Origin of the sequence: Neisseria sp. Marseille-Q1983 (assembly GCF_018224585.1) — a bacterium.
Taxonomy (GTDB): domain Bacteria; phylum Pseudomonadota; class Gammaproteobacteria; order Burkholderiales; family Neisseriaceae; genus Neisseria; species Neisseria polysaccharea.
This window is the reverse complement of sequence record NZ_JAGTUI010000007.1, coordinates 38,990-62,709: the sequence shown is the minus strand read 5'-3', so window position 1 is coordinate 62,709 and position 23,720 is coordinate 38,990. Positions and strand designations below refer to the sequence as shown.

Below are 23,720 nucleotides of genomic sequence, written 5' to 3'. Positions count from 1 at the left end.
GTGTGAGGCTCAAGGCACTCACACTTATCGGTAATCTGTTTTGTTAAAGAGCGTTTGAATTATTTCGTTACCGCCGCTTCGTCAGCGGCGAAGAACCGAACTATACGCTTAAAGAGATTTGCGGTCAACCGTTTTCTTAAAAAATTTTTATAAAAATATTTATCATATTGTTTATAAATTAATTTATATTTATTAACCTGCTTTTGCCATATAAAATTCTTCCAGCGCATGAGAGATATTTTCAGCCTGCCATTCGTTTTTTAAGGGTGCAACAATTTCGATTTGTCGGTTTTGGTAGGCAAATTGTATTTTCCATGAATACAGAAACATGGTTTCGGATTCTGTTCCGCCGTATAAGCTGTCGCCCAGAATCGGACTGCCCAAACTTTTCATCGCCACTCTCAATTGGTGCGTTTTGCCCGTATGCGGTTCTAGGATGAACAGCCGCAGTTTTTCGGCGATACTGATGCTGTGGAATCGGGTAACGGCGATATTTTCTGTATTGCGCGTCAACTTCCACATTCCGCGCCTGGATTTTTCCATGCCGCCTTTTATCCATCCTTGTTTTTTGGACGGTTTGCGGTCGGACAAAGCCAAATAGGTTTTCTTCATTTTCCTTTCGGCAAACTGTGCGGCAAGAACAGCGGCACTTTGGGGATTAAGGGCAAACAGCAATATGCCTCCGGTCTGCTTGTCCAACCTGTGCAGCAACCATACCTTTTCTACGCCCAACTGTGCCGCAAGTGTTGCCGTCAGGCTGACTTCACCGTCGGAACGGTGGACGGATATGCCTTGAAGTTTATTGATGGCGACAAAATCTTGGTGTCTGAATAAGATTTCCCACATATTTGAACCTGAATATATTTGACAGAAACTTTCTGTCAGGCATTGTTGTGATGTTCTGCAATCATTTTTTGGTACACGGCCGGCGGCACATATCTTTTGACGATTTCCATCCAGCCTTCCGGCCCGACCAGTCCTTTGACCATAGTGGACGACACTTCGGCAATTTCGCGCGGCGGCATGAGGAATACGGTGGATATTTCGGGGGCGAGGTCGCTGTTGATATGGCGCATAGAGCGTTCGTATTCGTAATCGGCGGCAGAACGGATGCCGCGCACGATGAATCCTGCATCTACCTCACGGGCGTAATGCACCAAAAACCGGTTTTCAAACACTTCAATTTTGACGTTTGGGAAGTTGTCGGTAATGGCGCACAACATATCCTGCCTTTCAGCGACGGTATAGGTATTGCGTTTGTCGGGATTAATGCCGATGGCGACGATGAGTTCGTCAAACATAGATTGCGCCTGCCGTATCATCCACAGATGCCCCAATGTGGGCGGATCGAAACTGCCGGCATAAACGGCGCGGCGCGGTGTATTCGGTAACATTTGATTCCTCCCGGCCTCATAGCCGGCTGTGTTTTTATAGTGGATTAAATTTAAACCAGTACGGCGTTGCCTCGCCTTGCCGTACTATTTGTACTGTCTGCGGCTTCGTCGCCTTGTCCTGATTTAAATTTAATCCACTATATGTGCGTGCATCCGTATTGTATGCCCAAAGTAAAATGCCGTCTGAAACATTTTCAGACGGCATAGCCGGACGGCGTTTTTCCGGCATCAATCCTCGCCGTTTAAAGACAGCAGGATGTTCAGCAAACTGCTGAAGATGTTGTAAAGCGAGATAAACAGTGTCAGTGCCGCACTGATGTGGCTGTCTTCTCCGCCGTCGATGACGGTGCGTACCTGCCACATAATCATTAAGGAACTGAACAAGACAAACCCGGCGGAAATGGTCAGTGCCAGCGAGGGGATACCCAAAAACAGATTGGCAACCACGGCGACCATCAGAATGACTGCACCTACGGTCAGGAAGCGTCCGAGCGCGTTCATATCGAGCCGAGTCCGGCGCGCCAAGGCGGACATCGTTAAAAAGACGGCGGCGGTCATCGCGGCGGCAATGCCGACGATTTTCGCACCGTCGGCAATATGAAGCGCGTATTGCAGCACGGGGCCGATCAATACGCCCATACCGAATGTGAATACCATCAGCAGGGCAACGCCAGTATTGCTGTAACGGTTTTTCTCGATGAAGTGGATCATACCGTAGAAAAACGCCAGCACGACGGCAAACCCTATCCAGCGCGAACCGAAGGCGGCGTAAAAATTAAAGCCGGCATTGGCGGCAAGCACCGCGCCTGCGGCTGCCGGAATGAATGAAAATCCGAGCAGGCGGTAGGTTTTCTGCAGGACGGTGTTTTTAGAAACCGTATGCGCGGTGTAGTCGTAAACGTCGTGTTGCATATCATCTGCTCCTGAAAGTGCGGTTGGGGATAACGGGGGATTTTAACATTGTCCAACGTCAAAATTTGTCCGGTTGCGTGAAGATAAGGTTGTCCGGCGTATTTTAAAGGCCGTCTGAAGCAGGTTCGGACAGCCTGTGTTCAAAACGGAAAACCGTTTATTGCGGAACGTATCCTTGAACGGCATCCGCGCCGTCGCCGAAGAAATACTGCTCCATCTGCTGCGCCAGATATTCGCGCGCGCGCGGATCGGCAAGGCTTAAGCGGTTTTCGTTAATCAGCATCGTTTGGTGGCGCGTCCACGCCGCCCACGCTTCTTGCGATACGTTTTCAAAAATGCGCTTGCCCAATTCGTTGGGAAGCGGTGGGAATTTCATGCCTTCGGCTTCTTTGTTGAGCTTAACGCAAAATACCATGCGTGCCATAGCGGATTCCTTTGCTGTGTGTTCAGAAATAACGGGGTGATTTTAACCGATTAGGGGTACGGACAAAAGCCTTCTTATTCCCGATGATAGGGATGGTTGTGCAGGATGGAGACGGCCCGGTAGAGCTGCTCGGTCAGAAGGACGCGCACCATGCCGTGCGGCAGGGTGAGGCTGGACAGGCGCATCATCATGCGGGCTTGTTGTTTGAGGCGGTCGGTCATGCCGTCCGCGCCGCCGATGACGAAGCAGACGTGTTCGCCGTTTTGCTGCCAGCTTTTGAGGTGTTCCGCCAGCTCGACGGAGGTCGGTGCTTTGCCGCGTTCGTCAAGAACGACAAGGAACGCGCCTTGCGGAACGGCTTCAAGGATGCGTTTTTCTTCTGCCGCCATACCTTGGGCGGCATTCACGCCCGCGCCGCGTTTTTCGGGTTTGATTTCTTTGAGTGCGTAGGCGACGTCGCGTCCGAAGCGTTTGGCGTATTCGGCGACGGCCTCATCAACCCAGCGCGGCATTTTGGTGCCGACTGCCAAAACGGTGATGTTCAATGCTTTCTCCCTTACAGGAAAATGCCGTCTGAAGGTTCAGACGGCATCGGGAATCAGTCTGCCGCGTGCCACGGCTTCTGCATTCCGGCGTGGAAACTCGGTTTCTCGCCGCCCCAGAGGGTGTCGATGTCGTAGAAGTCGCGCACGGCAGGGAGCATGACGTGGACGACGAGGTCTCCCGCATCGACCAGCGTCCATTCGCCGCTGTCGCCTTCGGTGCTGAGGATTTCAAAACCGGCTTCTTTCAAATCGACGGCAACGTTGTTGGCCAGTGCTTTGACTTGGCGCGTACTGTCGCCGCTGGCGATAATCATTCTGGCAAACAGCGAAGTTTTGTCTTGCGTTTCGAGAACGGAAATATCTTTGGCTTTGATGTCTTCGAGGGCGTTGACGGCGACCTCGACCATTTTTTGCAGGTCTTGCAGTTCTTGTTCGTTCATTATGTTCCTAATGGGATGTTTTCAGACGGCATTATAGCCGTTTCTTACTGATTTGACTTTATTTTTCATACAAACCGTGTTCGCGGATGTAGCGTGCGGCGGCAGGTGGGATGCCGTCTGAAACACCGGCGCGGCGGATTTCCGTTGACGACACATTATGCATCGGGGCGGACAAGATGCGGACGCTGCCGTCCTGAAGGGACTTGCCCAGCCATGCGTGCAGTTCGCGCGGGGTTTGGTGCAGGCTGTCGCCCTGCCGCATGGCGACGGCGATATTGGTTTCGCGCACGAGCATCTGCCATTTTTTCCATGTATGCAGCTTCATCAGGCTGTCGCTGCCCATCAGCCACCAGAGTTGCGCCGAGGGGAACTGCTGGCGGAAAATTTGGACGGTGTCGAAAGTGTAAGTCTCGCCGTGACGGACGATGTCGCAGTCGCTGACGGCAAAACGTGCGTCTTCTGCCGTCGCCAGTTCGACCATGGCAAGGCGGTCGGCAGCGGAAGCGGAGGCGGCATCTTTGTGATACGGGCCGCCTGCCGGCAGGAAAACAACCGTGTCCAAGCCGATTTCATCGGCAAAGGCACGGGCGATATGAAGATGTCCGTTGTGTATCGGGTCGAAAGTGCCGCCGAACAGTCCGATTTTCTTCATGATGTTTCCATTCCTTCCGATAAGTCCATGCCGTCTGAAACACTGCCGTCCACAATCAGGGTCAGTTTGCCGGTAACGGGATGGATGACCAATCCGTGAACGGCAATATGGCGCGGCATCAACGGATGGCGGCGGATGAGTTCGACCGTATGGCGCACGCTGTCTTCGACGTTGTCGAAACCGGTCAGCCAGCCGTCGAGGTCGACACCGGCATAACGCAGGGTTTCGATACGGTCGTCGGGAATATTGCTTTCATGCACCTTACTGAGAAAGCCGGCCGCATTCAATCCCTGCATACCGCAATCGTGATGGGAGATGACCATGATTTCTTTGACTTTCAGTTCAAACACGGCAACCAGCAGACTCCTCATGACCGAACCCCACGGATGCGCAACCAGCGCGCCTGCATTTTTAATCAATTTGGCATCGCCGTTCCTCAATCCCAAAGCATTGGGCAGCAGCTCGATAATCCGCGCATCCATACAGGACAAAATCGCCAACTCCCTGCCCGGGTATTTGTCGGTAAAATATTTCTCATATTCGCCCGACTCGACAAACTTCTGATTATAGGAAAGGATTTCGCTCAACTCGCTCATTTTGCCGTCCTCTGAAAAAGGGTTCACATTATAACGTTTCCGTCTGTTTTCCGCCCTCGCCGTTGTCCAACAGCAGGAAAATGCACACCGCAAATGCCGACAACAGCAATGTCAACACCATCGCCCGCGCGTAATTGTCCTCACCCGCACGCCCCAAATAGGCATAAATCAAAGTCGTCAACGTCTGCCATTCCGGACGCGACAGGAACAATGTCGCCGCAAATTCGCCCACGCAGGTTGCCGCCGCCAAGGTCAGACCACGCCGCAACGCCGGTTTCAAGAGGGGGAGCGTAATACGGTATGCCGTCTGAAAGCCGTTTGCGCCCAAACCTGCCGCCGCCCTGCCATAATCCGGCGGCAGTGCATCCCAGGCCGATAAAACATCTTTTGCCACAAACGGATAAGCCAACAGCGCATACATCGCCAGCAGCAACGGCAACGAAGCCGTCCACTGCGGATAAAGCAGCAGCACACCTGCCGAAACACAAACCGGCGATACCATAAACGGCAAAAACATCAGCCCGCGCATCCACGCCGACCGCCGCGCCGCCGCCGCATACATGACACCCAATACCGCCGCCAAAAATACTGCCGCCGCCGAGAAGCGCAAAGTATTCCACACCGCCTGCCACGTTTCGCGTTCCGCCAACACCTGCCAAGATTCTCCCGCAGAACAGGCCTTTACCACGACCGCCGCCAGCGGGAACAGGCAGCATATGCCCAACACCGCCGCCGCAAACGCCAGCAGCACATATTCCCCGACCGACTGCGGTTCAGACGGCATCACAGGAGAAACCGCCTTATCCGAACCCGCGCGTCTGCCGAACCACGCATACAGCAACCCTGCCGCCGCCGTTACCCCCAACACCAGCCACACCAGCACCGAAGCAACCGCCATATCGAGTTCGAACATGACCAACTGGTAAATTTCCACTTCGACCGTGGCATAACGGCTGCCGCCCAGCAGCAGCGCCAGCCCGAACCCGGAAAAACAATACAGGAAAACAAGGCACACGCCGCCGGCAAGCCACGGGCGCAAAACGGGCATTTCAATGTCCCAAAACCGCCTCCACGCCCCCGCGCCCAGTGTCCGTGCCGTCTGAAGCCGTGCCGCAGGCACTTGCACAAACCCCTGATATGCCGCCCTGACCAACACAGGAAGGTTAAAAAACACATTGCCGTACAACAACAGATACGGCGTATCCTGCCCGCCGCGCCACAACAGGCCGTCCGCCCCGAACAGGGCCAGCACGCCCACGCCCGCCACCAGCGTCGGCATCACAAACGGCAGCATCAGCAGGCGCAGCACCAAAGCCCGCCCCGGAAACGCCAGCCGCGCCAGCACCCACGCGACAGGCACGCCCAAAGGCAGCACCAGCACACAGGTTGCCGCCGCCTGAAATACCGTCCACGCCAAACGCTTGAGCATATAGGCATCCGACAGCACCGCGCCCCACGCCAAACCGTCATACGCCGCCATCGCCCACAAAGGCGCAAGCACCATCGCGGTCAAAAAACACAGGGGCGGCAGCGCAACCAATCCGGCAACCGCCCAACGCCGCATATCCATCCGTTTTCCCATTTCAAAACATAACGGCGGAATTGTACCCAAAGCCGGTCAAAAATGACTGCACAATTTTATCCGTCCGCCGGAATTCAGCGTCGGACACCGGCGCGGGTGCGTAACAAAACAGCCGAAACCGGTATGCCGAACCGGAAAACATCCGGAAAACACATCCAAACCCGAAACAAAATGCCGTCTGAAACCCTTTCAGACGGCATTTCTGTCAAACGCTGGACGCACTCAACCCAAACTCAACAGCAGGTTGCGGAACGCGTTCGGATCTTTGATAAACGTCATCTCGCCCGCCTGCGGAAAGTGAAAATCCAACAGGCGCGACACCCAAAAACGGATGCAGCCGGCGCGTTGGGCGGTCGGGAAATACGCCTTTTCTTCGGCACTCAAGGGGCGCACGCCCTCATAACCGCCGATAAACGCCTTTTCCAACGCCTCATCCAACTTATTGTCCGCCGTCCTTGCCCAATCGTTGACCGCAATCGCCAAGTCATACATAAAATTGCCCCGGCAGGCATAATAAAAATCGATGAAGCCCGATACCTGACCGCCGTCAAGCAACACATTGTCTTTAAACAAATCGGCGTGGATGATGCCCGAAGGCAGATGGTTGCCGAGATTGTCCTTCAGCGCATCGATTTCGGCACGCAAAAGTGCGGCATCGTCTTGCGACAGGACGGGCAGCAGTCGGGCGCACGCCTCCGTCCACCACGCATCGTAACGCGGGTTTTCCATTTCCAAAGGGAAATCGGCGGCGGCAAGGTGCATTTTGGCCAGCATCGCACCGGTATGGAAGCACTGCTCCGCCGTCGGCAGCGCGGTATCCGAACCTTTCAGGCAGGCAACCAGGCAGGCAGGCTTGCCTGCCAAAACGGAATCGAGCCGGCCGTCTTTGCGCGCAACCGGCGCGGCAACCGCCACGCCCTTCATACTCAAATGCCGGTTAAGCTCCAGAAAAAACGGCAGCTCTTCCTGTTTCAACACTTCAAACACGGTCAGCACATAACGTCCCGAAGTTGTCGTCAGAAAATAATTGCTGTTGGTAATCCCCTGCGCGATGCCCTGCAGGGAAACAAATTCCCCCAAATCGTAACCGCTCAGGAAGCCGCGCATTTCATCATCGGAAACACTGGTATAAACAGACATATCCATTCACCCGTTCAAAACAATCAAACCTGCCGTCAGAACGCCGGACGGCAGGCAAACATATAATTCACATCGGTCGAATCGCACAGGGCATAAGTTTGCGACAACACGGAAAAAGTCATACCCTTGGTTTCCACCACATCCAAACCCGCCTGACGGCACATCCGCGCCAAATCGGCAGGCGCGATAAATTTTTTCCAGTCATGCGTGCCTTTGGGGACAAACTTCAACAGATATTCCGCCGCCACAATCAGATGCAGATAAGATTTCGGGTTTTTATTGATGGTGGAAAAAAACACCATGCCGTCCGGTTTGACCAGCTTGGCGCAAGCACGCACGATGGCGGCGGGATCGGGGACGTGTTCCATCATTTCCATGCACGTTACCGCATCAAACGAGTGCGGTTCCGCCCCGGCAAGGTCTTCCACGCGGATACATTCGTATTCGATATCGGCGACATTGTTCAAAGCCGCGTGCAGGCGGGCGGTTTCCAGCGACTGCTCCGCCATATCGATGCCTTTGACAAACGCCGCGCCGCGCCGCGCCATACTTTCCGCCAAAATCCCGCCGCCGCAGCCCACGTCCAAAACCCGTTTGCCGCGCAAATCCGCGTGTCCGTCGATATAATCCAGCCGCAGCGGATTGATGTCGTGCAAGGGCTTGAATTCGCCCGACTTATCCCACCATTTGTCGGCAATCCGGCTGAACTTGGCGATTTCCTCTGCGTCCACATTATATTTTCTGTCAGACATCCTGCCTCCCATCATTCAAAAACACGGCGGCGTCCGCCGTTGCCCAAAAGGGAAAAGATTATACTATGGAACGTCATGCCGTCTGAACAGACTTTCAGACGGCATGACTGCAAACACCTTACAGCCCCCCGCACTTTACGGCATAATGGCGGCCACGCTTTTCGTCAGAAAGATAAAATATGTCAACCAAAACCCCTTCCCTGTTCGGCGGCGCGATGATTATCGCCGGTACGGTTATCGGCGCAGGCATGCTTGCCAACCCGACCGCCACATCCGGCGTATGGTTTACCGGCTCGCTGGCCGTGTTGCTGTACACCTGGTTTTCCATGCTTTCCAGCGGCCTGATGATTTTGGAAGTCAACACCCATTATCCGCACGGCGCAAGTTTCGACACGATGGTCAAAGACCTGCTCGGACGCGGCTGGAACATCATCAACGGCATCGCCGTCGCCTTCGTTTTATACCTGCTTACTTACGCTTATATCTTCGTCGGCGGCGACCTGACCGCCAAAGGCTTAGGCAGCGCGGCAGGCGGCGACGTTTCACTCACCGTCGGACAACTCGTCTTCTTCGGCATCCTCGCCTTTTGCGTATGGGCATCCGCACGCTTGGTCGACCGCTTCACCAGCGTCCTCATCGGCGGCATGGTATTAACCTTTATTTGGGCAACCGGCGGCCTGATTGCCGATGCCAAAATGCCCGTCCTGTTCGACACCCAAGCCCCCGTCGGCACCAACTACTGGATTTACGCCGCCACCGCCCTGCCCGTCTGCCTTGCGTCATTCGGTTTCCACGGCAACGTCTCCAGCCTGCTCAAATACTTTAAAGGCGACGCGCCCAAAGTGGCTAAATCCATCTGGACGGGCACACTGATTGCGCTGGTAATTTACGTCCTCTGGCAAACCGCCATCCAAGGCAACCTGCCGCGCAACGAGTTCGCCCCCGTGATTGCCGCCGAAGGGCAAGTCTCCGTCCTCATCGAAACCCTGTCCAAATTCGCCCAAACCGGCAATATGGATAAAATATTGTCCCTGTTTTCCTACATGGCGATCGCCACCTCGTTTTTAGGTGTAACGCTCGGACTCTTCGACTACATCGCCGACATCTTCAAATGGAACGACAGCATCTCCGGCCGCACCAAAACCGCCGCGCTGACCTTCCTGCCGCCCCTGATTTCCTGCCTGCTCTTCCCCACCGGCTTCGTTACCGCCATCGGCTACGTCGGCCTGGCGGCAACCGTCTGGACAGGCATCATCCCCGCCATGCTGCTCTACCGTTCGCGCCAAAAATTCGGCGCAGGCAAAACCTATAAAGTTTACGGCGGCTTGTGGCTGATGGTTTGGGTCTTCCTTTTCGGCATCGCCAACATCGCCGCACAGGTATTGAGCCAAATGGAACTCGTCCCCGTATTTAAAGGATAAAGGCAAAATGCCGTCTGAAGCCCGCCGGCGGCTTCAGACGGCATTGCCTCGTTATCGCGCGCCACAGGCGCATCACTGCCGATATTTCAGTATAATGCCACCCCCGACCTGCCCCAATCCAAAGGAACCGTGATGAAACTCATCATTCTCGACCGCGACGGCGTCATCAACCAGGACCGCGACGACTTCGTCAAATCCGTTGACGAGTGGATACCTATCGAAGGCAGCATGGATGCGGTGGCATTCCTGACGCAGGCAGGCTGCACCGTTGCCGTCGCCACCAACCAATCCGGCATCGGCCGCAAATATTTTACCGTTCAAGACCTCACCGAAATGCATGCCAAAATGCACCGCCTCATCCGTCAGGCAGGCGGGGAAATCGACGGCATCTGGTTCTGCCCGCATACCGGCGCCGACAACTGCAACTGCCGCAAGCCCAAACCGGGCATGATTGAAGACATCCTCGAACGCTTCAACGCTCAAGCTTCGGAAACCTGGCTGGTCGGCGACAGCCTGCGCGATTTGCAGGCAATCGATGCCGTCGGCGGAAAACCCGCGCTGGTTCTGACCGGAAAAGGCAAAAAAACGCTCTCCCAACACGGACACGAATTGCCCGAACACACACAGGTTTTCGATACCCTGCTCGATTTCTCACAATACATCATGCAGGAAAACGCCGCACCGCAAGCCGACTGAACATACCGCATTTCCGACAAGGCAAAACCATGCTCATCATCCGCAACCTGATTTACTGGCTGATACTCTGTTCCAGCCTGATTTTCCTCTTTCCCTTTATGCTGCTCGCCTCGCCTTTCCGGGACGGGGCGCACAAGATGGCGCGGGTCTGGGTCGGCATCCTCAACTGGTCGCTCAAACACATCGTCGGGCTCAAATACCGCGTCATCGGCGCGGAAAACATCCCCGACCGCCCCGCCGTCATCTGCGCCAAACACCAAAGCGGCTGGGAAACGCTTGCCCTTCAGGACATTTTTCCGCCGCAGGTTTACGTTGCCAAACGCGAGTTGTTCAAAATCCCCTTTTTCGGTTGGGGTTTGAAGCTGGTCAAAACCATAGGCATAGACCGCAACAACCGCCGCGAAGCCAACGAACAGCTCATAAAACAGGGGTTGGCGCGCAAAAACGAAGGCTATTGGATTACCATTTTCCCCGAAGGCACGCGCCTTGCACCCGGAAAACGCGGCAAATACAAGCTCGGCGGCGCGCGCATGGCGAAAATGTTTGAGATGGACATCGTCCCCGTCGCCCTCAACAGCGGCGAATTTTGGCCGAAAAATTCCTTTCTGAAATATCCGGGCGAAATCACCGTCGTCATCTGTCCGACCATCCCGCACGCAAGCGGCAGCGAAGCCGAATTGATGGAAAAATGCGAACACCTCATCGAAACGCAGCAGCCGCTCATTTCCGGCGCAGGCCCGTTTGCCGCCAAAGTGCCGTCTGAAACCGTATGACCTCCCTGATCCACACTCTTTCAGACGGCATGGAACTGACCATAGAAATCAAACGCCGTGCCAAGAAAAACCTGATTATCCGCCCTATCGGCACACATACCGTCAGCATCAGCGTCCCACCCTGCTTCTCCGTCTCCGCTCTAAACCGCTGGCTGTACGAAAACGAAGTCGTCCTGCGGCGAACACTGGCGAAAACACCGCCGCCGCAAACTGCCGAAAACCGGCTGCCCGAATCCATCCTCTTCCACGGCAGACAGCTTGCCCTCACCGCCCATCAAGACACGCAAATCCTGCTGATGCCGTCTGAAATCCGTGTTCCCGAAGGCGCACCCGAAAAACAGCTTGCGCTGCTGCGGGACTTTTTGGAACGGCAGGCGCACAGTTACCTGCTTCCCCGCCTCGAACACCACGCCCGCACCACACAACTGTTCCCCGCCTCCTCCTCGCTGACCTCTGCCAAAACCTTCTGGGGCGTGTGCCGCAAAACCACAGGCATACGCCTCAACTGGCGGCTGGTCGGCGCACCGGAATACGTTGCCGACTACGTCTGCATACACGAACTCTGCCACCTCGCCCACGCCGACCACAGCCGCGCATTCTGGGTGCTGACCCGCCGCTTCGCACCCTACGCGGACGAAGCCAAGCAATGGCTCAAAGACCGCGGCAGGGAACTTTTTATTTTGGGATAATGCCATCCGTTTCAGACGGCATTTCCGCATTCAACCTACACGGGAGATTCAATATGAAGAAACTCGCCGTCCTGACCGCGCTCGCCGGATGCAAAGAACAAGCTGCACAAAAACGGCCTGTCGATCAAAGCAGGATATGTGTATATTCTAATGACGAAGAAGCCCGGAAATGCGTAAACGGCGAACTGTCTTTCTTCAATCCGACCCGATGGGGAAATGAGCAACTCCCGCTCTTTGCGGTCGCCCAATACTGCGACACCAACTACAACATTACCTACAACAATGCCGGCGTCGTTTGCGTATTTACCGACAAAAGAGTGCAGAAGCCTGCCTCCGGCAGCGAATCGTCCGTAAGCGGATCGGTTTCTGCAAAATAGGCTTCCGTCCGCACACCGGCTCCGAACCGTACCCCGTTTGAAAACAAAAATGCCGTCTGAAACCCGATATCCGGTTTTCAGACGGCATTTTTTGCTTGACGTTTTAGCTGTAAAGCTTCGCTCCTTTTTTGACGAACTCAATCGCTTTTTCTTCCATGCCTTGCTGTTGGGCCTTTTGCTTGTCGGCGTAGTCGCGCACTTCCTGCGTGATTTTCATCGAGCAGAATTTGGGGCCGCACATCGAGCAGAAGTGGGCGATTTTCGCGCCTTCGGCGGGCAGGGTTTCGTCGTGGAAGCTTTCGGCGCGTTCGGGGTCGAGGCTTAAGCGGAATTGGTCGCGCCAGCGGAATTCGAAACGCGCCTTGCTCAGGGCGTTGTCGCGCAACTGTGCGCCCGGCCAGCCTTTGGCGAGGTCGGCGGCGTGGGCGGCGAGTTTGTAGGTGATGATGCCGGTGCGCACGTCTTCTTTGTCGGGCAGTCCCAAATGTTCTTTGGGGGTAACGTAACAAAGCATCGCCGTGCCGTACCAGCCGATGTTGGTCGCGCCTATGCCCGAGGTGATGTGGTCGTAGCCGGGAGCGATGTCGGTAACGAGCGGGCCGAGGGTGTAGAAAGGCGCTTCAAAGCAATGTTGCAGCTCTTCGGTCATGTTTTCTTTGACGCGTTGCAGCGGCACATGGCCGGGGCCTTCGATCATAACTTGTACGTCGTGTTTCCACGCTTTATCGGTCAATTCGCCCAAGGTGTACAGCTCGGCGAATTGGGATTCGTCGTTGGCATCGGCAATGCAGCCGGGGCGCAGGCCGTCGCCGAGGCTGAACGACACATCATACGCCTTCATGATTTCACAGATTTCGTCGAAATGCGTGTAGAGGAAGTTTTCTTTGTGGTGGGCGAGACACCATTTCGCCATAATCGAACCGCCGCGCGATACGATGCCGGTGAGGCGGTTGGCGGTCATCGGCACATAACGCAGCAACACGCCCGCGTGTATGGTGAAATAGTCCACACCTTGTTCCGCCTGCTCGATTAAGGTGTCGCGGAACAAATCCCAAGTCAAATCTTCGGCGATGCCGCCGGTTTTTTCCAACGCTTGGTAAATTGGCACTGTGCCGATGGGGACGGGCGCGTTGCGGATAATCCATTCGCGCGTTTCATGGATATGCGCACCGGTGGACAAATCCATAATCGTGTCCGCGCCCCAACGCAGCGACCACACCATTTTTTCGACTTCTTCGGTCAGGCTGGAGGTGACGGCGGAATTGCCCAAGTTGCCGTTGATTTTGACGCGGAAGTTGCGGCCGATAATCATCGGTTCGAGTTCGGGATGGTTGATGTTGGCGGGGATAATCGCGCGTCCGGCGGCGATTTCCCGGCGCACGAATTCGGGCGTGATTTGGTCGGGACGGGTCGGGATATTCGCGCCGAAACTTTGCCCTGCGTGCTGTTTCAAGAGCTTGGCGTATTCCGGTTTTTGGGACAATTCGTCTAATTTCAAACGTTCGCGTATGGCGACAAACTCCATTTCGGGCGTGATGATGCCTTGGCGGGCGTAATGGAGCTGGGTTACGTTGCGGCCGGCTTTGGCGCGGCGCGGGCGGGTGATTTGGTTGAAACGCAGATGGGCGGTTTGCGGGTCATGTGCGCGTTCGATGCCGTATTCGCTGGAGAGCTTGGGCAGGATTTCAGTATCGCCGCGTTCGTCCAGCCACGCGGTGCGGATGTGCGGCAAACCGTGTTTCAGGTCGATGTGCGCCGCCGGATCGCCGTACACGCCGCTGGTGTCATAGACGGGAATCGGCGGGTTGGCTTCCGTGCCTTGCGCCGTGTAGGTGTCGTCCTGACGGATTTCGCGCAAAGGCACGCGGATGTCGTCGCGGCTGCCTTGCAGATACACGCGTTCGGAGTTCGGATATTTGAAGCGGATGCCGATGTCTTCGCTCAAGTCGGCAAGCTCGCGCGCTTCGTTGCCGGAAGTTTTGGCGGTTTTTTTTGGCGTAGTCATAAAAAATGCTCCTGTTTTCTCGTTTAGAATAAAGAAACAGGAGCGTTTTGCGTTTTCAGACGGCATTTGAAAACCAATGCCGTCTGAAAGACAGAATCCGTGAAAACTCCCCACGCAGGTATTATCCCGATCGGGTGTAAAGGGTATTTCTCAGCCGCCTGAACATCAGGCAGCACCCCTGTTTCAATGTTAACCAAAATTAAATCACGAACATGAACTTTTGTAAAGAAAATAATATGTCAAATCAGGCATAAACCGCCGGACGGCAAAATTTTATGATTTTTCGCGGAAGTAATGTTTGACAACATAAAAAATCTGCCGTATAGTCTCATCTTCTGACGCGGGATGGAGCAGCATGGTAGCTCGTCGGGCTCATAACCCGAAGGTCGTAGGTTCGAATCCTGCTCCCGCAACCAAATATCAAACCCCTCGGTTCAATGCCGAGGGGTTTTGTTTTGCCTGTTTCCTGCCGCCTCCGTTTTTTGCCGGATTTTCCTTCCTGCCGCAATATCGGAACGGCAGCCCGCCGTCTGTTTGCGGTTGCAAATTCAGGCGGTTTGATTACAATCTTCCGCATTATGTTCAAGAAAGCCGACTATGCCGACCGTCCGTTTTACCGAATCCGTCAGCAAACACGACCTTGATGCCCTATTCGAGTGGGCAAAAGCAAGTTACGGTGCAGAAAGCTGCTGGAAAATGCTGTATCTGAACGGTCTGCCTTTGGGCAATCTGTCGCCGGAATGGGCGGAGCGCGTCAAAAAAGACTGGGAGGCAGGCTGCTCGGAGTCTTCAGACGGCATTTTTCTGAATGCGGACGGCTGGCCGGATATGGGCGGACGCTTGCAGCACCTCGCCCACGGTTGGCACTGTGCGGGGCTGTTGGACGGCTGGCGCAACGAGTGTTTCGACCTGACCGACGGCGGCGGCAATATCTTGTTCACGCTCGAACGCGCCGCTTTCCGCCCGTTCGGGCTGCTCAGCCGCGCCGTCCATCTCAACGGTCTGACCGAATCGGACGGCCGATGGCATTTCTGGATAGGCAGGCGCAGTCCGCACAAAGCAGTCGATCCCGGCAAACTCGACAATACTGCCGCCGGCGGTGTTTCCGGCGGCGAAATACCGTCTGAAGCCGTGTACCGCGAAAGCAGCGAAGAGGCGGGTTTGGATAAAACGCTGTTTCCGCTCATCCGCCCGGTATCGCGGCTGCACAGCCTGCGCCCCGTCAGCAGGGGTGTGCACAATGAAATCCTGTATGTGTTCGATGCCGTCCTGCCCGAAACCTTCTTGCCTGAAAATCAGGACGGCGAGGTGGCGGGTTTTGAAAAGATGGACATCGACAGCCTATTGGATGCCATGTTGTCGGGAAACATGATGCACGACGCGCAACTGGTTACGCTGGACGCGTTTTGCCGTTACGGTCTGATTGATGCCGCCCATCCGCTGTCCGAGTGGCTGGACGGCATACGTTTATAGGATGCGCCATGCTTGAACTGAACGGACTCTGCAAACGCTTCGGCGATAAAACCGTCGCCGACAATATCTGCCTGACTGTCGGGCGCGGCAAAATACTCGCCGTTTTGGGGCGGTCGGGCTGCGGCAAATCCACCCTGCTGAATATGATTGCGGGCATCGTCCGTCCGGACGGCGGGGAAATATGGCTGAACGGGGAAAACATTACCCGTATGCCGCCCGAAAAACGCCGTATTTCTCTGATGTTTCAAGATTACGCGCTGTTTCCCCATATGAGTGCGCTGGAAAATGCGGCATTCGGTTTGAAAATGCAAAAAATGCCGAAAGCCGAAGCCGAACGCCTTGCCATGGCGGCACTTGCCGAAGTCGGACTGGAAAACGAGGCGCACCGTAAGCCTGAAAAACTTTCCGGAGGCGAGAAACAACGGTTGGCACTGGCGCGCGCTTTGGTTGTCCGCCCTTCCCTGCTGTTGCTGGACGAATCGTTTTCCAGTTTGGACACGCATTTGCGCGACCGGCTGCGCCGCATGACTGCCGAACGTATCCGAAACGGCGGCATCCCTGCCGTCTTGGTTACTCATTCGCCCGAAGAAGCCTGTACGACGGCAGACGAAATTGCCGTGATGCATGAAGGGAGGATTCTACAATACGGCACACCCGAAACATTGGTCAAAACACCGTCCTGCGTGCAGGTTGCCCGACTGATGGGGCTGCCCAATACCGACGATGACCGCCATATTCCGCAACATGCGGTGCGTTTCGACCAAGACGGCATGGAGTGCCGCGTATTATCCCGTACCTGTTTGCCCGAATCGTTCAGCCTATCCGTCCTCCATCCGGAACACGGCATCCTGTGGCTGAACCTCGATATGCCGCACGCCGGTGAAATATCGGGAAACGATACGGTACGCATCCATATCGAAGACAGGGAAATCGTCCGTTTCCGTTGATGCCTCCTTAAAAACAAAATGCCGTCTGAAAAACCTTTCAGACGGCATTTTTTTACCAAAGCAGCTATATTTTTTCTAAGGGAGTTATTTGACTGCAATCTTTTTCCATTGTCAACAATATTTATTTCCGCACTTTGGCTTCGGCTTCCTCCCCTGCCGGCGCGCTGTTCATCTGTTTGATCAGCTTTTCCGCCTTTTCCTCGTCCTCGCAGCGGACGATTTTGGCAATATCGTTTTCGAGCTGTGCGATATTGCTGTTCAGGATGATGTTTTTGACGGGCAGGATGTTGTTTGGATTCATCGAAAAACGGCGCAGCCCCATACCCAATAAAACGCGGGTAAACGCCGTGTCGCCCGCCATTTCGCCGCACACGGACACGTCTTTTTCCATACGGTTGGCGGTACGGATGACGTGTTGCAGCATTTTCAACACGGAAGGATGTCCGGGCTGGTAGAGGTGGCTGACGCTGTCGTCGCTGCGGTCGACGGACAAGATATATTGAATCAGGTCGTTGGTACCGATGGAAATAAAATCGACCGGTTTTAAAATGCTGCCGACGGTCAACGCGGCCGAGGGGATTTCAATCATGCAGCCGACACCGACATCGCCGAAGGCTTCACCGCGCTCGGTAAGCTGCCGCTGGGCAGTATCCAAATGAATCAGGCATTGGCGCACTTCGGACAAGGAGGTAATCATCGGCCACATCATGCGCACGGGACCATGTACCGCCGCACGGAGGATGGCGCGCATCTGGGTGCGGAACATGACCGGTTCGGCAAGGCACAGGCGGATGCCGGTCATGCCCAGTGCGGGGTTGAGGCTGCCGTTGGGGGTGGCGTTTTGACCGAACCAGCGGGGGTTTTTATCCACGCCTAAATCAACGGTTCGGATGGTAACGCTTTTGCCTTTCATTTTTTTGACAATCGCGCTGTAAACTTCATACTGTTCGTCTTCAGACGGCATCGTATCGCGGTTCAAGTAAAGAAACTCGCTCCTGAACAACCCGATGCCGTCTGCGCCGAGATTGTGCAGCAATTTGACATCTTCGGCTGATTCTATATTGCCCAAAAGCTCGATACAGACCCCGTCGGCGGTAGCAGCGGCAGTTTTTTTGAGCTTGTTCAACTCGCGTTTGTGGCTGCGGTATTCGCGGGCACGGCGGCGGTATTCGTTCAACACCGACTCATCCGGCGAAATAATCAATACGCCGTTGATACCGTCCACGATGACTGTTTCGCCTTCGGTAATCAGTTTGCGCGCGTTGTGCAGCCCGATGACGGAAGGAATATCCAAACTCCTGCCCAAAATCGCCGTATGACTGGTCGGACCGCCGACATCGGTTACAAAAGCGGCAATCCGCTGCTCCTTGAATAAAACCGTATCGGCAGGCGAAAGGTCGTGCGCAATCAGCACGGTTTCGTCAAACAGGTTGTCGGCAACATTTAAATCGTTGCCCTGCCCGACCAGGTTGTTGTGGATGCGCTGGACGACTTGCAGCATATCCTGCTTGCGTTCGCGCAAATAGGCATCGCCTATGCCGTCAAACTGAGCGGCAAGTTTGTCGCTCTGCTGCTTCAATGCCCATTCGGCGTTGATTTTTTGTTCTTTTAAAATATCGACGGGTTCGCGCGACAAGGTTACATCGGTCAGCAGCATCAGGTGCAGCGAAATAAACGCGCCCAATTCGGTCGGGGCGTTTTCGGGAATCGCGCTGCGCAGCTGTTCCAACTCTTTGCGCGTGGCTTTGATGGCGGCATCGAAACGGGCGGATTCGGTGTCGATGAGCTCGTCTGAAACGTCGTATTGCGGCACTTCAGCCGTGCCGCGCGTAATCAGGTGGGCTTGTCCGATGGCGATGCCTTTGCCCGCGGCGACACCGTGCAGCACGATACTCATTATTCGCCCTCGCCGAAGTAGTCGTTGATTAAGTCGGTCAATGCCTTCATGGCGGCGGCTTCGTCCAAGCCGTCGGTTTCCAGCTCGATGACGGTGCCTTTGGCGGCGGCGAGCATCATTAAGCCCATGATGCTTTTGCCGTTGACGCGGCTGCCGTTTTTCGTTACCCAGACTTCGCTTTGAAACTGAGACGCGGTTTGGGTGAATTTGCTGGACGCGCGGGCGTGAAGTCCGAGTTTGTTGATGATTTCGATGGATTGTTTGAGCATTTCGATTCCCGTTTTATGTATATCGGCAGCAGATGCCGTTTAAAATATTTTCCTGCCCTGCCGCTTCTTCAGACGGCATCGCCGCTGCGCCGGCACACCAAATCTTCGGGCGCGGACGTGATGGCGAAAATGCCCTTTACCGCCGCCTCTCTGACGCATTCGGTAAATGCGGCAAGGTCTTCCGCCGTCGGCGAATATTGGACGGCCTTAATCATCATCGGCGCATTCAGGCCGGTCAAAATCGCCGATTTATTTTCGCGTACAAGGCGGCGGGCTGCATTGCAGGGGGTTGCGCCGAAGATGTCGGTCATAATCAATACGCCGTGGTTTTCAGGAAATTCTTGCAGCGCGGCAATGGCGTTGTTGATGATGTCGTCTTGGTCTTCCGTCGGCTGCACGCCGAGTATGCGGACGTTTTCAGGCAGCCCGCCCGGAAAAAAATGATGCGCCAGCTTGCGGTAGGCTTCGCCTATGGTTTCGTGTGTAACGATTAAAAGCCCTATCATATTATGCGTCCTGTTCCTCGTTGTCCTGCCGGCGTATGGGCGCGATGCCGTCTGAAAGGCCTTCAGACGGCATCGCGTCCCTTATTTTCCGTCCAATGCGTAAATCTCGCCCAAATTACGCCAGCAGCCCGCCGCGTCCATACCGTAACCGAACACATAACGGTTCGGCACATCCAGTCCGACATAATCGGCTCGGATAGGCTTGGGTTTGTTGATCAGCTTGTTGGCGAACACCGCCGAACGGCAGCTTGCCGCACCCATTTCCAAAAGTTTGGCTTGAATGGCGGACATCGTATGCCCTTCGTCTAGAATATCGTCCAACACGACCACATGCCTGCCTCGGATTTGTTCCGCATCGGGCATACGCTTCCAGTTGAACGCGCCGCCCTCCAGCTTGTCGCCGTAACGGGAAACGTGAACATAATCAAAATCTAAGGGAAAGCGCAACAGCGGCAGCAACTGCCCCGTAAACACCACCGCCCCGCCCATCACGGGCAGGAGCAACGGATATTTATCCCCCAAATCGCGCGTAATCTCGTCCGCCACTTTTTGCAGCGCGGCACGGCATTGGCTTTGGTCGAACAAAAGATCAGCGTTTTCAAGCATCGCCTGTGTTTCAAGGCGTTTGGTTTCTAAATCGGTCATATGTCGGAATCAGTCGGTAAAAGGAAAATTATAAACCAAAGTATCGGATGCCGTCTGAACTGTCCTGCTCAGCGGTCGGTACGCACGCGCACAAATGTGGCAAATTTCGGCGTACCTTTCTGCGTAAAGCCACGGTAACGGTAGGTAATCAGCGTACCGATTTTGGGTGGGTTGTCGCGGTCTTTATCTTTGAAGCCGCTGCCAATGCGGAATTCGCCGTGCCGGTTTTTGCAGCCGACCGCGCCCAACCGTCCGGCGTTTCGCCCTTTGCCCTCATAGTGCCGCGTTACCGTGCATTCGTCGTCGTATTGGCTTTTCAGCTTCAATAATTGGCTGCTCCTGCCGCCGCTGTAACGGGATTCGGGCTGACGCAGCATCACGCCTTCGCCGCCCTGCGCTTCGATTTGTTTTAAAAAGTCCATCGCGTGCTGCCGGTCGCGCACTTTGATTTGTGGGATGATGGTAATCGGCGCGTTCGGATGCGTTTTCAGCCACTGCGTTGCGACTGCCAAACGTTGGTAGAGATTGCCCTGCGCCTTGGGTACGTCGAAAACGTGCAGGCGGATGCCGCGCCAGTCTGAAGAAACAGAACGCACGGTAACGGAAATCTGCTCGAACTGACCGCGTCCGCTATACAATTCGCCGTCCAAAGGATAAGGCGGAAACTGAGCGGTAAAACCTTTGGGCGGAGCAAACGCATACCCCTGACGGCTCATCAGGTGCTTTCCGTCCCAATAGGCGCGCACGCCGTCGAGTTTCTCGCTCATCGCCCAGCCTGCAATGTCCTGCCCTTTGTATTCCTGCGCCAGCATCAAATCCACCGCGCCTGCCGATGCAGGGATGAAAACCGCCGTAAAAATCGGTATGATGCCGCCGATTATCTTCTTAATCACCTGATTCCCCCAATATCCAAACAGGCGGCAAACCGCCATAAAACAAACGGCAAACCCGATGCCGTCTGAAAACCGTTTAGGAACACGCCGATGACCCTACGTTACGAAATCTTCCCCGTTACCCCCTTTCGCCAAAACTGCACCCTGATTTGGGACGACGAAAGCGGCGAAGCCGTCCTGACCGATGTCGGCGGCGACGTGCCGTTCCTGCTGCAAGCGTTGGCAAACCGCAAACTCACGCTCACGGCAATCTGGCTGACGCACGGCCATCTCGATCACGCGGGCGGCGTGGTCGAAATGCTGAAAACGCGTAACGTTCCCGTCCTCGGGCCGCATCCGGACGATGAATTCCTGCTCCAATCGCTGCCGCAAACCACCGCACAATACGGATTCCCCGTCTCGCCCGCATTTTCGCCGAACCGTTGGCTCGAAGAAGGCGAAACGCTCACGGTCGGACGCTATGCCTTTCAAGTGCTGCATATTCCGGGCCATACGCCGGGACATATCGTCTTTTATTGCGCCGAGGCGGAATTGCTGATTGCGGGCGACGTGCTGTTTTACGAAACCATAGGCAGAACCGATTTTCCGCGCGGCAACCACACCGACTTAATCAATAATATCCGCAACAAATTATTCGCCCTCCCCGAAACCGTGCAAGTTGTCGCCGGACACGGGCGTATGACTTCCATCGGACACGAAAAGCGGCACAATCCGTTTTTCTAACCGCCTTCCCTACGGTCTTCAGACGGCATCATCTGCACTGATGCCGTCTGAAACGCATCCGCCTTTCCTATTCGGCTTCGTCAGCCGCTTCCTGTTCCGAAGGTTTGCCCAAAGCAAATGCCGTCTGTTCGTTGGCACGCTCGACCAAATCCCGTTGAAGCTGTTTGCCTGCCTTCACGCCCAACAGACGCAGCTTCTCGGCGCGGCCGACCAGATTCCCGCGCCCCTCGGCAAGTTGCTTGAATGCCGTCTGAAAGCTGCTTTGCGCCTGATCGATGCCTTTGCCGACGCTTTCAAGCGTCTGTACGAAACCGACAAACTTGTCATACAGCTTGCCACCTTCGTCCGCAATCGCCAGTGCGTTTTGGTTTTGCTGCTCGTTGCGCCAAATATTCGCCACCGTCCGCAAAGTCGCCAGCAGCGTACTGGGGCCGACCAGCATAATCCGTTTGTCGAAACACTCTTGAAACAAGCCCGCGTCATTCTGCAACGCCAACAGGTAGGCTGGTTCGACAGGGATAAACATAAAGACGAAATCCAATGTGTTCACACCTTCCAAATCGGTGTAATCCTTCAGCGACAAGCCTTTCATGTGCGCGCGTATGCTGGCAACGTGTGCCGCCAACCCGCGTGCCGCCGCATCCGCATCCGCCGCCTGCGTATAGCGCACATAAGCCGTCAGCGAAACCTTGGAATCAATCACAATCTGCTTGTTGTCGGGCAGGTTGACCAAAACGTCGGGCTGGAGGCGGCGCGTGCCGCCGTCTTCCTCTTTTCGGACGGATGCTGCCTGAACCACATATTCCCGCCCTTTCTGAAGGCCAGAATTTTCCAAAACCGTTTCCAGAATCATCTCGCCCCAATTGCCCTGAACCTTATTCTGCGTACCGGTCAGCGCGTTGGTCAGGGCCTTTGCCTCGCTGTGCAGCTGCGCATTCAATCCTTGAAGCCGTTTCAATTCGTTTTCCAACGTCAGCCGCTCGCGCGATTCTTTATCATAGGTTTGCTTGACCAACTCGCCGAAACCTTGGATGCGTTCGTTTAGCGGGTTCAAAACCTGATGGAGCTGCTCCCGGTTCTGCTCGGTAAAACGGCGGCTTTTTTCTTCCAAAATCGTGTTGGCAAGATTTTGAAACTGATCGCTCAAGCTCTTGCGCGCCTCGCCCAATAAGGACAGCTTCTCTTCAGAAGCAAGGCGTTCCTGTTCGATTTGCGTTGTCAAACGTTCGTTTTCAACCGCCAAACCCTGTGCCTTTTCCTGCAAATCGATATGCGACTGCCTCAACCGCTCCGCCTCTGCCTCTTTTTCCTGCAAATGGGCAATCTGTTTTTCGGCTGCGGCAAAACGGTTGCCGACATCGGAAAGGTCGTTTTGCACGTCGCGGACAGTTTGGCGGCTTTCTTCCAAATCGGTTTCGATTCTTTGGCGGATTTGGCGTTCCAGGGCATATTGGTCGGCAAATGCCTTCCGCTCCTGTCCGAGCTGGGTTGCCAAACGTTCGTTTTCAACCGCCAAACCCTGCGCCTTTTCCTGCAACTCGATATACGACTGCTTCAGCCGAACCGATTCCGCCTCTTTTTCCTGCAAATAAGCAATCTGCTTTTCGGCTGCGGAAAAACGATTGCCCAAAGCATAATTTTCGTCCTGCAAATGCCGGTATTTCCCGTCCAACACCGCCAATTCCGACACGGTTTTGCCGTGCGCCTGTTCAACAAAATCACATCTTGCCGCCTTTTCCACCAATTGCGCGTTCAATACGGCAAACTCGCCCTGAAACCGGCCCTTCATCAGCAACCATGTAAACAACACGCCCGACACCAACGCCGCCAAAGGCAGCAAAACAGTCATCAGTTCCATCAATCATCCTAATATTCAAACATTTTCACACCGGACAAAACCGCCGCTTATTCCGATTCTACCTGTTTGTTCGACATAGCTCCAAAAAATATAGCGGATTGGCTTTAAACC

The 23,720-nt window shown here is 54.9% G+C and carries 27 protein-coding genes, 1 tRNA gene and 1 riboswitch; of the genes, 9 read left to right on the top strand and 19 right to left on the bottom strand.

Annotation, left to right across the window (positions count from 1 at the left end; genetic code table 11):
- Positions 1 to 192 precede the first annotated feature (192 nt).
- From KEM39_RS02885 to ubiG, 12 genes are all read right to left on the bottom strand, one after another.
- Positions 193 to 846: a TIGR01621 family pseudouridine synthase gene (locus tag KEM39_RS02885; protein WP_118997434.1), complete on the bottom strand. Its 654-nt coding sequence runs from the start codon at positions 844 to 846 to the stop codon at positions 193 to 195.
- 35 nt (positions 847 to 881) lie between these two features.
- The gene (gene coaD / locus KEM39_RS02880) at positions 882 to 1,394 is read right to left on the bottom strand and encodes a pantetheine-phosphate adenylyltransferase (protein WP_118997433.1); all 513 of its coding nucleotides are present in this window, start codon (positions 1,392 to 1,394) and stop codon (positions 882 to 884) included.
- A gap of 34 nt (positions 1,395 to 1,428) precedes the next feature.
- Positions 1,429 to 1,623, bottom strand: coding sequence for a transposase (locus tag KEM39_RS11955; protein ID WP_118997432.1), 195 nt, complete (start codon positions 1,621 to 1,623; stop codon positions 1,429 to 1,431).
- A complete protein-coding gene (locus tag KEM39_RS02870) occupies positions 1,623 to 2,306 on the bottom strand; it encodes a Bax inhibitor-1 family protein (RefSeq protein ID WP_118791315.1) in 684 nt (227 codons plus the stop codon). The genes KEM39_RS11955 and KEM39_RS02870 overlap by 1 nt, the downstream gene beginning before the upstream one ends.
- Positions 2,307 to 2,463: 157 nt before the next feature.
- Positions 2,464 to 2,730: an oxidative damage protection protein gene (locus KEM39_RS02865; RefSeq protein ID WP_002214948.1), complete on the bottom strand. Its 267-nt coding sequence runs from the start codon at positions 2,728 to 2,730 to the stop codon at positions 2,464 to 2,466.
- A gap of 74 nt (positions 2,731 to 2,804) precedes the next feature.
- Entirely contained in the window at positions 2,805 to 3,275 is a 471-nt protein-coding gene (rlmH, locus tag KEM39_RS02860; protein ID WP_039854488.1) for a 23S rRNA (pseudouridine(1915)-N(3))-methyltransferase RlmH, read from the bottom strand.
- Between the two features lie 53 nt (positions 3,276 to 3,328).
- A complete protein-coding gene (gene rsfS / locus KEM39_RS02855) occupies positions 3,329 to 3,715 on the bottom strand; it encodes a ribosome silencing factor (protein WP_002246503.1) in 387 nt (128 codons plus the stop codon).
- A gap of 58 nt (positions 3,716 to 3,773) precedes the next feature.
- Positions 3,774 to 4,367: a nicotinate-nucleotide adenylyltransferase gene (gene nadD / locus KEM39_RS02850; RefSeq protein ID WP_118997431.1), complete on the bottom strand. Its 594-nt coding sequence runs from the start codon at positions 4,365 to 4,367 to the stop codon at positions 3,774 to 3,776.
- Positions 4,364 to 4,963, bottom strand: coding sequence for a beta-class carbonic anhydrase (locus KEM39_RS02845; protein ID WP_003677311.1), 600 nt, complete (start codon positions 4,961 to 4,963; stop codon positions 4,364 to 4,366). Before KEM39_RS02845 ends, nadD begins: the two co-directional genes overlap by 4 nt.
- A gap of 28 nt (positions 4,964 to 4,991) precedes the next feature.
- Positions 4,992 to 6,533 carry an ABC transporter permease gene (locus tag KEM39_RS02840; protein WP_211709569.1) on the bottom strand — a complete coding sequence of 514 codons (1,542 nt, stop codon included), beginning with the start codon at positions 6,531 to 6,533 and terminating at the stop codon, positions 4,992 to 4,994.
- A gap of 234 nt (positions 6,534 to 6,767) precedes the next feature.
- On the bottom strand, positions 6,768 to 7,685 hold the full coding sequence (gene thrB / locus KEM39_RS02835) for a homoserine kinase (RefSeq protein ID WP_101121402.1): 918 nt from the start codon (positions 7,683 to 7,685) through the stop codon (positions 6,768 to 6,770).
- Between the two features lie 35 nt (positions 7,686 to 7,720).
- A complete protein-coding gene (gene ubiG, locus KEM39_RS02830; protein ID WP_211709570.1) occupies positions 7,721 to 8,449 on the bottom strand; it encodes a bifunctional 2-polyprenyl-6-hydroxyphenol methylase/3-demethylubiquinol 3-O-methyltransferase UbiG in 729 nt (242 codons plus the stop codon).
- Between the two features lie 167 nt (positions 8,450 to 8,616).
- Between ubiG and KEM39_RS02825 the strand changes: the two genes are divergently transcribed.
- The 5 genes from KEM39_RS02825 to KEM39_RS02805 all read left to right on the top strand — a co-directional run bounded on the left by KEM39_RS02825 (position 8,617) and on the right by KEM39_RS02805 (position 12,393).
- Complete coding sequence (locus tag KEM39_RS02825; RefSeq protein ID WP_118997427.1) at positions 8,617 to 9,858, top strand: aromatic amino acid transporter; 1,242 nt, start codon at positions 8,617 to 8,619, stop codon at positions 9,856 to 9,858.
- A 132-nt stretch (positions 9,859 to 9,990) separates the two neighbouring features.
- Positions 9,991 to 10,554 carry a D-glycero-beta-D-manno-heptose 1,7-bisphosphate 7-phosphatase gene (gene gmhB, locus KEM39_RS02820; RefSeq protein ID WP_118997426.1) on the top strand — a complete coding sequence of 188 codons (564 nt, stop codon included), beginning with the start codon at positions 9,991 to 9,993 and terminating at the stop codon, positions 10,552 to 10,554.
- Between the two features lie 29 nt (positions 10,555 to 10,583).
- A complete protein-coding gene (locus tag KEM39_RS02815; protein WP_118997425.1) occupies positions 10,584 to 11,327 on the top strand; it encodes a lysophospholipid acyltransferase family protein in 744 nt (247 codons plus the stop codon).
- The gene (locus KEM39_RS02810) at positions 11,324 to 12,016 is read left to right on the top strand and encodes a M48 family metallopeptidase (protein WP_118997424.1); all 693 of its coding nucleotides are present in this window, start codon (positions 11,324 to 11,326) and stop codon (positions 12,014 to 12,016) included. The genes KEM39_RS02815 and KEM39_RS02810 overlap by 4 nt, the downstream gene beginning before the upstream one ends.
- A gap of 53 nt (positions 12,017 to 12,069) precedes the next feature.
- Complete coding sequence (locus tag KEM39_RS02805; RefSeq protein ID WP_118997423.1) at positions 12,070 to 12,393, top strand: hypothetical protein; 324 nt, start codon at positions 12,070 to 12,072, stop codon at positions 12,391 to 12,393.
- A gap of 103 nt (positions 12,394 to 12,496) precedes the next feature.
- On the opposite strand, the gene thiC is transcribed toward KEM39_RS02805, so the two are convergent.
- Positions 12,497 to 14,398: a phosphomethylpyrimidine synthase ThiC gene (gene thiC, locus KEM39_RS02800; protein WP_211709567.1), complete on the bottom strand. Its 1,902-nt coding sequence runs from the start codon at positions 14,396 to 14,398 to the stop codon at positions 12,497 to 12,499.
- Between the two features lie 90 nt (positions 14,399 to 14,488).
- A riboswitch (TPP riboswitch) is annotated at positions 14,489 to 14,588 on the bottom strand.
- 149 nt (positions 14,589 to 14,737) lie between these two features.
- Between thiC and KEM39_RS02795 the strand changes: the two genes are divergently transcribed.
- The 3 genes from KEM39_RS02795 (at position 14,738) to KEM39_RS02785 (ending at position 16,818) form a co-directional block, all read left to right on the top strand.
- A tRNA-Met gene (locus tag KEM39_RS02795) sits at positions 14,738 to 14,814 on the top strand.
- A 181-nt stretch (positions 14,815 to 14,995) separates the two neighbouring features.
- On the top strand, positions 14,996 to 15,871 hold the full coding sequence (locus tag KEM39_RS02790) for an NUDIX hydrolase (RefSeq protein ID WP_118997422.1): 876 nt from the start codon (positions 14,996 to 14,998) through the stop codon (positions 15,869 to 15,871).
- 8 nt (positions 15,872 to 15,879) lie between these two features.
- Positions 15,880 to 16,818, top strand: a complete 939-nt coding sequence (locus KEM39_RS02785; RefSeq protein ID WP_118997421.1) for an ABC transporter ATP-binding protein — start codon at positions 15,880 to 15,882, stop codon at positions 16,816 to 16,818.
- 121 nt (positions 16,819 to 16,939) lie between these two features.
- Here the strand turns inward: KEM39_RS02785 and ptsP are convergent, their stop codons facing one another.
- The 5 genes from ptsP to KEM39_RS02760 form a co-directional block, all read right to left on the bottom strand.
- Positions 16,940 to 18,715, bottom strand: a complete 1,776-nt coding sequence (gene ptsP / locus KEM39_RS02780) for a phosphoenolpyruvate--protein phosphotransferase (protein WP_211709566.1) — start codon at positions 18,713 to 18,715, stop codon at positions 16,940 to 16,942.
- Entirely contained in the window at positions 18,715 to 18,984 is a 270-nt protein-coding gene (locus KEM39_RS02775) for an HPr family phosphocarrier protein (protein WP_003677272.1), read from the bottom strand. The genes ptsP and KEM39_RS02775 overlap by 1 nt, the downstream gene beginning before the upstream one ends.
- Before the next feature lie 68 nt (positions 18,985 to 19,052).
- Complete coding sequence (locus KEM39_RS02770) at positions 19,053 to 19,490, bottom strand: PTS sugar transporter subunit IIA (protein ID WP_211709565.1); 438 nt, start codon at positions 19,488 to 19,490, stop codon at positions 19,053 to 19,055.
- Positions 19,491 to 19,571: 81 nt separating this feature from the next.
- Positions 19,572 to 20,135: a hypoxanthine-guanine phosphoribosyltransferase gene (locus tag KEM39_RS02765; protein WP_101084746.1), complete on the bottom strand. Its 564-nt coding sequence runs from the start codon at positions 20,133 to 20,135 to the stop codon at positions 19,572 to 19,574.
- A 68-nt stretch (positions 20,136 to 20,203) separates the two neighbouring features.
- On the bottom strand, positions 20,204 to 21,028 hold the full coding sequence (locus tag KEM39_RS02760) for a DNA ligase (RefSeq protein WP_101084750.1): 825 nt from the start codon (positions 21,026 to 21,028) through the stop codon (positions 20,204 to 20,206).
- Positions 21,029 to 21,118: 90 nt separating this feature from the next.
- On the opposite strand from KEM39_RS02760, the gene KEM39_RS02755 reads away from it, so the two are divergent.
- Positions 21,119 to 21,751, top strand: a complete 633-nt coding sequence (locus tag KEM39_RS02755; protein WP_101084747.1) for an MBL fold metallo-hydrolase — start codon at positions 21,119 to 21,121, stop codon at positions 21,749 to 21,751.
- 67 nt (positions 21,752 to 21,818) lie between these two features.
- On the opposite strand, the gene rmuC is transcribed toward KEM39_RS02755, so the two are convergent.
- Entirely contained in the window at positions 21,819 to 23,609 is a 1,791-nt protein-coding gene (gene rmuC / locus KEM39_RS02750) for a DNA recombination protein RmuC (protein ID WP_101084748.1), read from the bottom strand.
- Positions 23,610 to 23,720 lie beyond the last annotated feature (111 nt).

Coding starts and splice junctions, on each gene's coding strand:
- KEM39_RS02885 (WP_118997434.1), bottom strand. CDS start 846: ATGTGGGAAATCTTATTCAGACACCAAGATTTTGTCGCCATCAATAAA.
- coaD (WP_118997433.1), bottom strand. CDS start 1,394: ATGTTACCGAATACACCGCGCCGCGCCGTTTATGCCGGCAGTTTCGAT.
- KEM39_RS11955 (WP_118997432.1), bottom strand. CDS start 1,623: ATGCCGGAAAAACGCCGTCCGGCTATGCCGTCTGAAAATGTTTCAGAC.
- KEM39_RS02870 (WP_118791315.1), bottom strand. CDS start 2,306: ATGCAACACGACGTTTACGACTACACCGCGCATACGGTTTCTAAAAAC.
- KEM39_RS02865 (WP_002214948.1), bottom strand. CDS start 2,730: ATGGCACGCATGGTATTTTGCGTTAAGCTCAACAAAGAAGCCGAAGGC.
- rsfS (WP_002246503.1), bottom strand. CDS start 3,715: ATGAACGAACAAGAACTGCAAGACCTGCAAAAAATGGTCGAGGTCGCC.
- nadD (WP_118997431.1), bottom strand. CDS start 4,367: ATGAAGAAAATCGGACTGTTCGGCGGCACTTTCGACCCGATACACAAC.
- KEM39_RS02845 (WP_003677311.1), bottom strand. CDS start 4,963: ATGAGCGAGTTGAGCGAAATCCTTTCCTATAATCAGAAGTTTGTCGAG.
- KEM39_RS02840 (WP_211709569.1), bottom strand. CDS start 6,533: ATGGATATGCGGCGTTGGGCGGTTGCCGGATTGGTTGCGCTGCCGCCC.
- thrB (WP_101121402.1), bottom strand. CDS start 7,685: ATGTCTGTTTATACCAGTGTTTCCGATGATGAAATGCGCGGCTTCCTG.
- ubiG (WP_211709570.1), bottom strand. CDS start 8,449: ATGGGAGGCAGGATGTCTGACAGAAAATATAATGTGGACGCAGAGGAA.
- KEM39_RS02825 (WP_118997427.1), top strand. CDS start 8,617: ATGTCAACCAAAACCCCTTCCCTGTTCGGCGGCGCGATGATTATCGCC.
- gmhB (WP_118997426.1), top strand. CDS start 9,991: ATGAAACTCATCATTCTCGACCGCGACGGCGTCATCAACCAGGACCGC.
- KEM39_RS02815 (WP_118997425.1), top strand. CDS start 10,584: ATGCTCATCATCCGCAACCTGATTTACTGGCTGATACTCTGTTCCAGC.
- KEM39_RS02810 (WP_118997424.1), top strand. CDS start 11,324: ATGACCTCCCTGATCCACACTCTTTCAGACGGCATGGAACTGACCATA.
- KEM39_RS02805 (WP_118997423.1), top strand. CDS start 12,070: ATGAAGAAACTCGCCGTCCTGACCGCGCTCGCCGGATGCAAAGAACAA.
- thiC (WP_211709567.1), bottom strand. CDS start 14,398: ATGACTACGCCAAAAAAAACCGCCAAAACTTCCGGCAACGAAGCGCGC.
- KEM39_RS02790 (WP_118997422.1), top strand. CDS start 14,996: ATGCCGACCGTCCGTTTTACCGAATCCGTCAGCAAACACGACCTTGAT.
- KEM39_RS02785 (WP_118997421.1), top strand. CDS start 15,880: ATGCTTGAACTGAACGGACTCTGCAAACGCTTCGGCGATAAAACCGTC.
- ptsP (WP_211709566.1), bottom strand. CDS start 18,715: ATGAGTATCGTGCTGCACGGTGTCGCCGCGGGCAAAGGCATCGCCATC.
- KEM39_RS02775 (WP_003677272.1), bottom strand. CDS start 18,984: ATGCTCAAACAATCCATCGAAATCATCAACAAACTCGGACTTCACGCC.
- KEM39_RS02770 (WP_211709565.1), bottom strand. CDS start 19,490: ATGATAGGGCTTTTAATCGTTACACACGAAACCATAGGCGAAGCCTAC.
- KEM39_RS02765 (WP_101084746.1), bottom strand. CDS start 20,135: ATGACCGATTTAGAAACCAAACGCCTTGAAACACAGGCGATGCTTGAA.
- KEM39_RS02755 (WP_101084747.1), top strand. CDS start 21,119: ATGACCCTACGTTACGAAATCTTCCCCGTTACCCCCTTTCGCCAAAAC.
- rmuC (WP_101084748.1), bottom strand. CDS start 23,609: ATGGAACTGATGACTGTTTTGCTGCCTTTGGCGGCGTTGGTGTCGGGC.